Origin of the sequence: Micromonospora sp. 15K316 (assembly GCF_004348525.1) — a bacterium.
Lineage (GTDB): Bacteria > Actinomycetota > Actinomycetes > Mycobacteriales > Micromonosporaceae > Micromonospora.
The window spans coordinates 1-12,533 of sequence record NZ_SMKG01000174.1; the positions used below are offsets into that span (position 1 = coordinate 1).

The following is a 12,533-nucleotide window of genomic DNA, read 5'->3' on the forward strand; positions in this document are numbered from 1 at the left end:
GCCTCAATCTCACCCGGCTCGATCCGGAACCCCCGAATCTTCACCTGCTGATCCGCCCGACCGACGAACTCCAGCACCCCACCGGCCCGCCAACGCACCAGATCACCGGTGCGGTACATCCGCTCCCCGGCAGCGCCGAACGGGTTGGCCACGAACCGCTCGGCCGTCAAACCCGGCTGCCCCAGATACCCCTGCGCCAAGCCGATACCGGCCATGTACAGCTCACCCACCACGCCGGTCGGCGACAGGTTCAGCTTCTCGTCGAGGACGAAGACCCGCTTGTTTCTGATCGGCGTGCCGACCGGGATCGAGGGCAGTGCGGTGTCCCGGGGCAGGATATGGTGACAGAGGGTGAAGATCATGTTCTCTGCCGGGGAATACCCGTTCACCAACCGCACGTGCGGGAAGTCCCTCAGCAGCCGTTCGACGTGCGAGATGGACGCCGGCTCGCCACCGGTCATCACCTGGCGGACCTTGGCGAAGACCGCCGGGTGGTCGTCGAGCAGATAGTTGAGCAGGCTCGCCGACACGTGGATGGTGGTCACCCCGTGGCGATTCACCAGGTCGGCGATCGCCTCCGGTTCGGGGCTCTGACCGGGTTGAAGAACACAGGCGGCACCCGACAGCAACGGCCCGAACAGTTCGAGAACGAACGCGTCCCAGGAGATCGGCGCGCACTGGAGCCATACCTCGGCGGCTCCGAACTCCACGTACCGTTGCCTGATCAGCGTGCCGGTCACGGCGGCATGCGGGGACACGATTCCCTTCGGCGTACCGGTCGAACCCGAGGTGAACATGACGCACGCGGCACTACGGGGATCCACGTAGCGACCCGGGTCGTCGCCGGACGCGGCGTCGATCGCGTCCCGGGCACTGTCGAGATCGACGACGTACGTGACGTCGCCGGCCCAGTCGTCGGCCGGGCCACGGGTGATCAGGGCCGCTGTTCCCGCGGCCGCCATCTGATCAAGTACCTGACGCCGCCGGACGACCGGGAACCGTGGATCGAGCATCGCGAAGGCTCCACCGGCCTTGAGCACTGCCAGGACCGCGACCACCATGTCCACACCGCGTTCGAGACACAGGCCTACGATCTGGCCGTTTCCGACACCGAGCGACGACAGGTAGGACGACAGACGGTTGGCCCGCGCGTTCAACGCCCCGTAGCTCACCCGCTGGTCTGCGAAGAGCAACGCGGTGGCGTCCGGGGTCTGCTCTGCCTGCCGCCGGAACAGCTCATGGACGCACAGATCGTTCGGCAGCTCAACATCGGTGTCGTTCCGGTCGACCCGCAGGATCTCGTGCTCGCGCTGCGACAATAGGGGGATCTCACTCAGGGAGACGTCCGGGTCCTGCGCGACGATCCGCAGCAACCGGCCGAACCGCTCCGCCATCCGCTGGACTGTCTCCCGGTCGAACAGGTCGAGCGCGTACTCGAACCCGCAGGTCAGGCCGGCCGGCTCACCGTCGACACCACGGTCCTCGGTGATCGCGACGGTCAAGTCAAACTTCGCGGTGCCGGTGCGCACCGGGTGCGTGCGGGCTTCGACGCCGGGGAGCGTCAGATCGGCCTGCGCATTGTTCTGCAGAACAAACATCACCTGGAAGAGCGGATGCCGGGACAGCGTCCGAACGGGGTTCAGCTCCTCCACCAGCCGCTCGAACGGGAGGTCTGCGTTGGCGTACGCGCCCAGGTCGGTGTCGCGGACCCGGCCCAACAGCTGCCGGAAGGACGGGTCACCCGAGGCGTCGACGCGAAGCACCAGCGTGTTGACGAAGAATCCAACGAGTTGATCCAGCGCCTCGTCCGGCCGCCCGGCGACCGGTGTTCCCACCGGGACGTCCCGACCGGCGCCGAGCCTGCTCAGCAGCGCCACGAAGGCCGCATGCAGCACCATAAACAGGGTGACGTGATGAGCTCGGGCAAGAGCGTCGAGCTGCACGTGAAGGTCCGCAGGCAACTGGACCTCGGCGACGTCACCCCGGCCGCTCGGGACGGCCGGCCGGGGCCGGTCCGCAGGCAGGTCCAGCTGCTCTGAAAGGTCGGCGAGAGCGTTGCGCCAGTACGCCAGTTGAGTGCCGAGGACGCTATCGGATGCACCGATGGTTTCCAGGAGCGTCTGCTGCCACAGCGTGTAGTCGGCGTACTGGACCGGCAACGGCGACCAGGACGGCAGCTGGTCGGCGCAGCGAGCGCCGTACGCTTCGCTGAGGTTCCGTAGCAACGGTGCTAGGGACCATCCGTCGGCCGCGATGTGATGCAGGGTCAGGACCAGCACGTGGTGCCGTTCGTGGACGGCAAAGAGCGCGGCCCGGATAGGCGGCTCGTGGGTCAGTCCAAAGGTCCGCTCGGCGAATCGAAGCACCCGGTCCTCCAGCTCCCCGGGACTTGTGGGGATGGTGTCGAGCAGCGGCGGGAGATCGGCGGTCGAGAGGATCTGTTGGATCGGGCGGTCGTTCCGATCGGGAAACACTGTCCGCAGCGCCTCGTGCCGGGCAACCACGTCCATGAGCGCCGCCCTGAGCGCCGCCGGGTCCACGGCGCCCTCCAAGTCGACGCGGTAGGCGACGTTGTAGGCGGAGCCGGCCCCGTCGAGCCGGTCGACGAACCACAGTCGCGACTGGGCGAAGGACGCTGGGATCTGTTCGGGACGGACTCCCTGACGTATCCGGGGCGGTGCCGCACGGGCCCCGTCGAGCCGCGTGACGAGCTGTGCCACGCTCGGAGCTTCGAACAGGTCCGCGATACTCAGCTCGACACCCAGCACGGTACGGATCCGGCTGACCAACCGAGCCGCCAGCAGAGAGTGCCCGCCGCGGTGGAAGAAGTCGTCGTCGACATGGATGCCGTCGGCCTGCAGGATTTCGCCGAACAGCGTGCAGAGGATCTCCTCCTGAGCAGTGCGCGGCGACCGGCCCGCCGGCACGGCTGTCTCGGGTGCCGGCAACGCGGCCCGATCGAGCTTTCCGTTGGGGGTCAGTGGAAGCACGTCCAACGACACGATCGCGGAGGGGACCATGTAGGCCGGCAGACGGCGCGTGAGGTAACGGCGCAACTCGTCGGTGTCCCGGCCTGCGACGACGTAGGCGGCCAGCTGGTTGTCGCCCGAAGCCGACTTAAACGCCACCACGGCGGCGTTGGACACCGCGGGATGCTGAGACAGGGCCGCCTCAATCTCACCCGGCTCGATCCGGAACCCCCGAATCTTCACCTGCTGATCCGCCCGACCGACGAACTCCAGCACCCCACCGGCCCGCCAACGCACCAGATCACCGGTGCGGTACATCCGCTCCCCGGCAGCGCCGAACGGGTTGGCCACGAACCGCTCGGCCGTCAAACCCGGCTGCCCCAGATACCCCCGCGCCAAGCCGTCTCCCGCTACGTACAGCTCGCCGACGACGTTCGGCGGGACCGGAGTGAGCGCCTTGTCGAGAACGAAGACGCGGGTGTTCGCGATCGGCCCGCCGATCGGAATGGTCGCCCCAGCGGCATCGGCCGGGGTGACGTCGTGGCAGTTGGTGAAGACCATGCTCTCCACCGGGCCATAGCCGTGCACCAGGCGCAGGTCGGGCACATCCCGACGGATCCGCAAGACGTGGCTGACCGATGGCGCGTCGCCGCCGGTCATTACTTGCCGGACGATCTCGAACACCTGCGGGTACTCGTCCGCCATGACGGCGAAGAGCCCCGCCGACAGCCACAACGTGGTGACCTGGTGGCGCTGCACCAACGCCGCGATGACGGCGGGATCGGTCTCCGGGCCCGGCGCCAGCACGCAGCTGCCGCCGTGCAACAGTGCCGGCCAGAGTTCCAGCACCATGCCGTCCCAGGACACAGGGGCAGACTGCAACGTGACGAGCCGCTCGTCGAGGTCAATGAAACTCTGCGCGAAGAACGTGCGCAGGATCGCCCGGTGCGGCGCCGCCACGCCCTTCGGCCGCCCGGTGGAGCCCGAGGTGAACAGCACGCAGGCGACTTCGTCGACGTCAACGACCCGTTGCGGGGCGGTGGCCGGCAGGGCATCGAGAGCCTCCCGGCACTCGGTCAGCGAAACGACCTCGGCCCGGGCTGGCAGGCGCGACCGAAGGCTGTCGTCTGTCACCACCACCGCTGACCCGCACTGGGCGACGATGGCGTCGATGCGGTCAGCCGGATGACCGGGATCGAGTGGCACGTATGCCGCGCCGGCCTTCAGCACGGCAAGCAGCGCCACCACCATCTCCGGCCCTCGGTCGAGGTACACGCCCACGGCGTCGCGGGGTCGCAACCCCCGGTCGATCAGGTGATGGGCCAACTGGTTGGCACGCCGGTCCAGCATTCGGTAACTCATCTCACGCTCACCGAAGACGAGCGCGACCGCCTCCGGCGTACGCTTCGCCCACTGCTGCACTACCTGATGCACGCCCCCCGCGGTGGGATAGTCGGCCGCGGTCGTGTTCCACGTGCTCAGGATCTGGCGTCGCTCATCCTCGCCGAACAGGTCCAGGCGGCTGACCGGACGCTCTGGGTCCCGTTGCACCTCGGTCAATAGGCGCGTCAGCCGGTTTCCGATCGCTGTCGCGGTCGCCTCGTCGAAGACGTCGGCGGCGAACTTGACGGTGCCGGATATTCCGGCTGGCGAGCCGTCCGGGCCGTACCGCTCGGCCATGTCGAAGGCGAGGTCGAACTTTGCCGCGCCCGGCTCCAGCAGCTCCTGCTCGACCCGCAGATTGGGAAACGGCAGCCGGGTCGGCGCGGTGTTCTGCAGCACCACCATGACCTGAAACAGCGGGTGACGGGCCAGCGTGCGAACGGGGTTGAGCTCCTCGACGAGTCGCTCGAAGGGGACGTCCTGGTTGGCGTATGCGGCGAGGCTGGTCTGCCGGACCCGGCGGAGGAGCTCACGGAAACCGGGGTCGCCGGCGGTGTCGACCCGCACCACGAGGGTGTTGACGAAGAAGCCGACTAGGTCCTCGAGGGCCTCGTCGGTGCGGCCAGCCACGGCGGCGCCGAGCGGCACGTCCGTGCCGCCGCCCAACCGGGTCAGCAGGGCCGCCACCGCAGCCTGCAGAACCATGTAGACGGTCGCGTTTTCGCGGGCCGCCAGGTCGAGCAGCCCGCGGTGGACCTCCGGGCCGAGGCGCACCGGCACCGCGCCGCCTCGACCGCTGGGCCGGGCCGGCCGCGGGCGGTCGGTGGGCAGGACGAGCTCCTCCGGCAGACCGGTGAGGTGTTGACGCCAGAAGTCGAGTTGCTGCGACAGTAGGCTGTTTTCCTCACCCGCCGAGTCGAGCAGCTCCCGCTGCCACAGGGTGTAGTCCGCATAGCTGACCGGCAGTGGCACCCAACCAGGGGCTTCGCCGTTGCGTCGCGCGGCGTAGGCCTCGCCAAGGTCACGGGTGAACGGTGTGAGAGACCAACCGTCGCTGGCGATGTGATGCATGACGACGAGCAGCGCGTGCTCGTCGTCGGACAACCGGAACACGATCGCCCGGATGGGCAGCTCTGTAGGGAGGTCGAACCCGTGGCGGGCGACGGTCAGGCACCGCTCGATCAGTTGCTCCGCCGAGCACTCGATCACCTCGCCAGGAAAGCGCGACCGATCCACCTCGACCAACTGCTGGACCGGCACCCCGTCGACCTCCGGGTAAACCGTCCGCAGCGGCTCGTGACGGTCCACCACGTCGGCCAGAGCGTCCCGCAGGGCCGGCACGTCCAGCGCCCCGTGGAACCGCAGGAGAAACGGAACGTTGTAGTTAGGACTGCGCTCGACCTGGTTTAGGAACCACAGACGCGCCTGCGCGAATGACAGCGGGACCATCGCAGTTTCCTCCTCTCACCGGGGACGTACCGACGGTTAGCCTTCACATTTCGCCCCGGAGGCTCGCTGGCCGCAGGTCGCGCCAATGGTTCTCGACGTGGTCCATGCATTCACGCCGTCCCGCCGGCCCGTGGACACGAATCCATCCCGACGGCACAGGAATCGAGTCCGGCCACAACGAATGCTGATCTTCATGATTCACGAGCACGAGGAAAGAGCCGTTCTCGTTATCGAACGGATTGCTGGTCATACCATCGAACCTCTCTCTGCTGCAGCGTGGAAGGTAGGGACCGGACGGTCACCACAGACGTGGTCCAGCGCCACCGCAACGTCCAGGAACCGGTCCAGCTCGGGTGGGCCGAACACGGTCATCCCGACCGGTAGTCCATCGATGAGCCCAATCGGTAACGACACGGCGGGGTAGCCGGCGAGGGCGGAAAGACTCGAGGTGCTGAACCGGTCCCGGTCACCGTTGACGGTGTCGATCGGCCATGCCGGTTCGTTGGTGGGGACGAGAACCGCCTCGACGCGATGCCGCCGCAACACGTCGGCGCAGAGCGCCTGCGCCCGCGCCCGGACGGGGCCACGCGCGGCGAGCCCCTCGGCCCGCTCGTCCTCGGACATCGTGGCCACCCACTCGAACAGGTCCTGGCCGAACAGCCGGGTCTCTACCGGATCGGCGCGATTGGCAGAGATCAGTCCGACCAGGGAGTCGGGTGCTTCAGACCGGCCGCGCAGGTAGTCGTCAATCGCCTCGCCGAATTCGGCGTACATGGCACGGAGTCCGTCGAGCACGAGGTCACCGGGGACGGCGAGCTCGACTGGCAAGACGACGGCGCCGGCGTGCCTGAGCCGATTCCACGCGACCTTCGCCGCCTCTCGAACGCGATCAGGCGTCCCGGGCGGCAGCCAGGATCCGAACCGGCGGCCGCCCGTCCGCGCCGGCTCGTCGTTGAAGACCGGCCGGCCGGTGAGCACCGCGATCGTCAGCAACGCGTCCGACACGCTGCGGCTCAACACGCCCACCGAGTCCAGCGCGCCCGACACGGGCGCAATCCCCGCTGTCGGCAGCAACCCGACCTGCGGCTTGACGCCCACCACACCGTTGACTCCGGCTGGCCCCAGGACCGAGCCGTCGGTCTCCGTTCCCAACGCCAGCGGTGCCATGCCAGCGGCTACGGCGACAGCGGATCCGGACGACGAGCCCCACGGGCTGCGGCCCAGCAGGTATGGGCTGGAGGTCTGCCCTCCGACGCCGGACCAGCCCTCGGTGCCGCGCACCGACCGGAAGTTCGCCCACTCGCTGAGGTTGGTCTTGCCAAGGACGACGGCGCCAGCTTCCCGGAGCCGACGTACCACCTCGGCGTCCCGCTCAGGCGGCTGCGGGAGCAGCCGGGATCCGACGGTGCTGAGCAGCCCCGCGGTGTGGATGTTGTCCTTCAACAGCACGGGGATGCCGTCGAGCGGGCCCCGAGCGGCGCCGGAACGGTGCCGGCGGTCTGCGGCCGCCGCTTGAGACAAAGCGTCGGGTGCCAGCCCGAGCACAGCATTGACCTGGTGGTCGACATTCTCGATACGCTCAATACAGAGTGACGTCAATTCGATGGCGGAGATGTCACCGGACCGCATCAGGCGACCGAGTTCCCTGAGACCCCACCGAATCCATTCGGTGTTCACCTCGTCCACCTACGGCCTCCATCATTTTGCGCGACGCCGAAGACAAGGCGCCGTTCGACCATTTTTCGGCCGTCCCGCCGACATATGCGGACGACGGCTTCGACAGTAGGCGGCGAATGAGGACGCAGGCGGCGGGGCGACCGGCAGAACGGCGGCAGTTAAAGGAAGCGGAAACGATCGGGCGTGCCGGCGTCGGCACGCGGCCCGAGGGAAGCTGCCGCATTTCTGCCGGCGCTGCTGCCGCCGTCGGACCGGGGTGGGGCCCTAGCCTTTCTCCGAAACACACGAACTCGGCGCAGCCGCCTGGTTGTCTTCCCGTTCGCCGGGACGGTTCCTGTCACCGGCGATTCGACGGGGCGTCGGTGGGAAGGGAGATCTACGTGATTCCGGCGTCGTTTGCCCAACGACGGCTGTGGCTGACGGCACAGCTGGCGGGTCCGAGCGCGACGTACAACATCCCGCTCGCGGTGACCCTCTACGGCCAGCTCGACCAGGCGATGCTGCGGGAGGCCGTGCGGGACGTGGTTGACCGCCACGACACGCTCCGCACGGTGTATCCCGCCGCCGATGGTGAGCCCGTTCCGCAGATCCAGCCAACACCCTCGGCTCACCTCTTCTTCGACACCGTCCGCTGCCCGCGCGAAGATCTTCCGGAGCAGCTCCAACGCGCAGTCCGGAGCCCTTTCGACGTCACCACGGACCTGCCACTGCGCGTCCGGTTGTTCCAGCTCTCCGACCGGGACCACGTGCTATTGGTGGTCATGCACCACATCGCGAGCGACGGCTGGTCGGTCGGGCCCTTGCTGCGCGACCTGGCACAGGCCTACACGGCCCGGGTGACCGGCACCGCACCGGACTGGCCCGACCTCCCCGCCCGGTACACTGACTACTCGCTGTGGCAGCGGGACGTGCTGGGCGACGACGCGGACCCGGACAGCCTCCTGCGGCGGCAACTGTCCTACTGGCAGCACACGCTGGCCGACTTACCCGAGGAGCTTCCCCTCGTCACGGACCGACCACGACCGGCGGACAGCGGCCACCGTGGCGACGTCGTCCACGGCACGGTGAGCGCCGAGGCGCACGAACGGCTGCTGCGGCTGACCCTGAAGCACCGGGCGACCATGTTCATGATCGTCCATGCGGCCCTGGCCATCCTGCTCACACGCTGGGGTGCCGGCACCGACCTCCCCATCGGCACGGTGGTCAGCGGCCGTGACGACGAAGCGCTGGAGGACCTGGTCGGCTTTTTCGTCAACACGCTCGTGCTTCGCACGGACACCTCAGGCGACCCCTCCTTCGAGGATCTGCTCGGCCGGGTCCGCGAGGCCGACCTGGCCGCGTACGCCCACCAGGACGTGCCGTTCGAGCGTCTGGTTGAAGAGTTGAATCCCACCCGCTCGCTGAGCCGCCACCCGCTCTTCCAGGTCATGCTGCTGCAACGGGACACCGGCCACAGTGAGATGACCATGCCAGGGCTAAGGGCGACGGTGAGCGCGATCGGGCACGGCGCGACGAAGTTCGACCTCACCATCGGATTTGAGGAACGGTTCGACGCGGAGAACCATCCCTCCGGCGTCGCCATCGCCGTTGAGTACGCCACCGACCTTTTCGACCGCCGCACCGCCCAACGCCTGGCGGACGGACTGGTCGACGTCATCGAGACGGTGGCCAGCGCGCCGACGACCCGGCTCCACCAGATCGACCTCCTCCGCGACGACGAACGTCACCGCCTGCTCGCCACCGGCAACGGCACTGCAGCACAGCTTCCTGACGAGCTCAATCTGGCAACGCTGTTCCAGCGGCAGGCCGCCAACCGCCCGCACGCGACCGCGCTCGTCCTCGGGGACGACCGGCTGACGTACGGCGACCTGAACAGCCGCGCCAACCAGCTCGCCCGCCAGCTCATCCGGCAGGGCGTCAAACCGGGGGACGTCGTGGCCGTTCACCTGGAGCGGGGTTTCCCACTCGTGGTCGCCGTACTAGCGATTCTTAAGGCGGGCGCCGCCTACACCCTGCTCGACCCGTCCTTTCCCACCGCCCGGCTGCGTGAGGTCGTGGGCGACTCGCGCGCGGTCCTGGTGATCGACAAGGCCGGCCCGCCCTTGTCTCGCGGCGCTGGCGCGTGGCAGACGCCAACTCTCGCCCTCGGCGCCGACGCGACCGACCCGGCGCCGCAGCCGGACCCGATGGTGGCCGTGCCCGCGACCGCTCCCGCGTGCGTCATGTTCACCTCCGGCTCGACCGGACGACCGAAGGGCGTGGTGGCGCCGCACCGGGCCCTCAGTGGCACTTTCCTGGGGCAACGCTACGCAGACTTCGGCCCGGACGAGGTTTGGCTGCAGTGTTCCCCCGTTTCCTGGGACGCCTTCGCCCTGGAGATCTTCGGCCCGTTGCTGTTCGGCGGGGTTTGCGTGCTGCCGACCACCCACCGCCCCGAGCCCCGGCTGATCACCGAACTGGTGGCCCGCCACGGCGTGACCGTGCTGCAGACCTCGGCCAGCCTGTTCAACTACCTCGTCGACGAGCATCCGGAGACGATGTCCCGGCTGCGAACGGTCTTCACGGGAGGCGAACCGGCATCGATGCCGCACGTCACCGAGGTGTGCAGGCGCTTCCCTGGACTGCGGGTCGTCAACGGCTACGGGCCGGCAGAGAGCCTCGGCTTCACGACCTGTCACGAAGTGGTCGCGCAGGACGCCGCCCTCGCCTCGGTTCCGATCGGCCGGCCGGTGCACAACAAACGGGTCTACGTTCTCGATGATCGCCTGCGTCCGGTACCGGTCGGAGTGGTCGGCGAGTTGTACGCCGCAGGCGTGGGGCTGGCCGACGGCTACCTGGGGCGTCCTGAGCTGACCGCCGAGCGGTTCGTTGCCAACCCGTTCGGGGCGCTTGGCGAGCGGATGTACCGGACCGGCGACCTGGCGCGGTGGACCCACGGCGGGGTGCTCGAGTACTTCGGCCGGGCGGACGAGCAGGTCAAGATCCGCGGCTTTCGCGTGGAGCCAGCGGAGGTACAGAGCATCATCGCTCGACACGAGGACGTGGCCCAAGTGGCGGTGGTGGCGCAGAACGACAAGTCCGGGCAGCGGAGGCTGATCGCCTTCGTCGTCCCCAAGGGCGACGTCGATCCGGCCCTGTTGCGGGCGCATGTCGCGGCGCTCCTCCCGGAATACCTGGTCCCGGCCGCCTTCGCGGTGCTGCCCGAGCTTCCGCGCACCGCCAACGGCAAGCTGGACCGGGGCCGGCTTCCCAGCGTCGACGTGCAGCATGTGACGTCCGGGCGGGCACCACGCGACGACTTGGAGCGACAGTTGTGTGCGCTCTTCGCCGACGTGCTGGGACAGCCGCGGGTCGCCATCGATGACAACTTCTTCGCCCTAGGCGGACACTCCCTTCTCGCTGCCCGCCTGACCAGCAGGGTCAGTGCCGCGCTCGACACGCGCCTACCGATGCGTGCCCTGTTCGAGACGCCGACAGTCGCCGGGCTCGCCGAGCGGCTGCGGAAAGCCGGCGCCGGGCAGGGCGGAGACGTCAGCCACGATCGGTCGTTCGCTGTCCTTCTTCCGCTACACACCCCGGACAGGGCTGGCCGACCGCCACTGTTCTGTGTGCACCCCGCCGCAGGCATAGGATGGGTGTACTCCGGGCTCCAGTCTCGCCTGGGTCCCGACACACCCGTCTATGCCCTTCAGGCGCCGGGCTTGAGCGATCCCTCCATCCGCATCGACAACATCGCCCAGCTCGCCGACCTGTACCTCAAACAGATCCGAGCTGTCCAGCCGACCGGGCCCTACCACCTGCTCGGTTGGTCGTTCGGCGGCTGCGTGGCGCACCAGATGGCGGTACGGCTCCAGGCCGCAGGCGAGCGGGTTCCGCTGCTGGCGGTCCTCGACGGGTACCCCGGCCGATCACCGGCAGGATCCCGCGAGCGCCGACCACCGGACGATCCGGAGCTGCTCACCGCGTTGCTCGCCTCCCTCGGTGTGACCGCCGATTCGGCCCGGGGTCCGCTCGACCATCACGCCTTCGTAACCTCCCTCCGGCACGACGGCGGTCCCCTGGCGGATTTGTCCGACACCGCCATGACCGCACTGACCCGGGTCTTCGCGGAGAACGTTGCCGTCGGCGGCGCCATCGATGAGGGACGGTACGACGGTGACTTGTTGCTCTTCATCGCCACGCTCGACCGGCACCCGGACCACCCGGAACCGTCATGCTGGCGTCCTTACGTGGGCGGGCGGATCGACGTCATCGAAGTGGCGTCGTCCCACGGCGCCATGGCCAAACCCGAGGCTTGGGCGCACATCGGACCGCAGGTGGCAGCCCGCCTCGACTAAGGTGCACCTGCAAAACGCAGCAGCGACGGTGAGACGTCGCCAAGATCGCCACTGATCGGATCGCTGAGGTCGAGGATCGAAGTCAGAACCGAAAGCCACCGAACCGCGGTGAAACTGGTCCACACTCGACGCGCGTTGTGCGGCGTGTACGAAAGGTCAAGACCGAAAACCATAAGGCACCCGATGATGCGGCATATCCACGTTCAGCCATAGCAGTCCCGGAGCCAGGCCATGGCGTCTCCGCCAGTGAGCTCCATCCGACCGCGGCGGTCCGGCCACACCGCCCGCCCCCGCACCCGGTGTCGATGACTTGATCAATACGCGAAGTGGAGCGTCATTGCATCTCGGCTCGCTATTCCTACGGCGAACCCGGCCGCGTCAGACCATGCCGCTGTCCGCGGGGTCGCGGTCTGGATCGGCCGAACTCGTAGCGGAAAGGACACCAGTTCATGGTTTCGCCGCACCGGCGCGCGATACCGCGCGCCGTCACCGACGTCTTGTTGTGGCTGCTCGCCAGCGACGTCGCCGCCGCCCACCAACCCCAGCCGCACTGGCCCGACCGCTGCGGCAACCTGCGCTGCGCCGGTCAGGCATACCCATGTCCACCCGCACGCGACGCCCACCGCGCTCACCAGGCCGCCAGCCGCCCCCAACCGCGACCGCGAGGCCGCGCGCAGGTGAGCACGCCCACCTACCAGGTCACCGGCTGGTTCCAGCC

At 68.5% G+C, this 12,533-nt stretch carries 4 protein-coding genes and 1 pseudogene; 2 read left to right on the forward strand and 3 right to left on the reverse strand.

Annotated elements, in window-relative coordinates; genetic code table 11:
* The 3 genes from E1211_RS24540 to E1211_RS24550 all read right to left on the reverse strand — a co-directional run.
* On the reverse strand, positions 1–5,801 hold a 5,801-nt coding region (locus tag E1211_RS24540; RefSeq protein WP_132351359.1), incomplete at its 3' end, for a non-ribosomal peptide synthetase.
* Between the two features lie 43 nt (positions 5,802–5,844).
* Positions 5,845–6,051, reverse strand: coding sequence for an MbtH family protein (locus E1211_RS24545; protein WP_132351360.1), 207 nt, complete (start codon positions 6,049–6,051; stop codon positions 5,845–5,847).
* Positions 6,048–7,487 (reverse strand): amidase family protein, encoded by a 1,440-nt coding sequence (locus E1211_RS24550; protein WP_207915497.1) that lies wholly within the window; start codon positions 7,485–7,487, stop codon positions 6,048–6,050. Before E1211_RS24550 ends, E1211_RS24545 begins: the two co-directional genes overlap by 4 nt.
* Positions 7,488–7,504: 17 nt before the next feature.
* Here E1211_RS24550 and E1211_RS24555 point away from each other — a divergent pair, with 17 nt between their 5' ends.
* Together E1211_RS24555 and E1211_RS33045 are read left to right on the forward strand one after the other, a co-directional pair.
* On the forward strand, positions 7,505–11,815 hold the full coding sequence (locus E1211_RS24555; protein ID WP_132351361.1) for an amino acid adenylation domain-containing protein: 4,311 nt from the start codon (positions 7,505–7,507) through the stop codon (positions 11,813–11,815).
* Positions 11,816–12,264: 449 nt separating this feature from the next.
* Positions 12,265–12,533, forward strand: a pseudogene (locus E1211_RS33045) (hypothetical protein); the annotation flags it as partial.

Coding starts and splice junctions, on each gene's coding strand:
- E1211_RS24545 (WP_132351360.1), bottom strand. CDS start 6,051: ATGACCAGCAATCCGTTCGATAACGAGAACGGCTCTTTCCTCGTGCTC.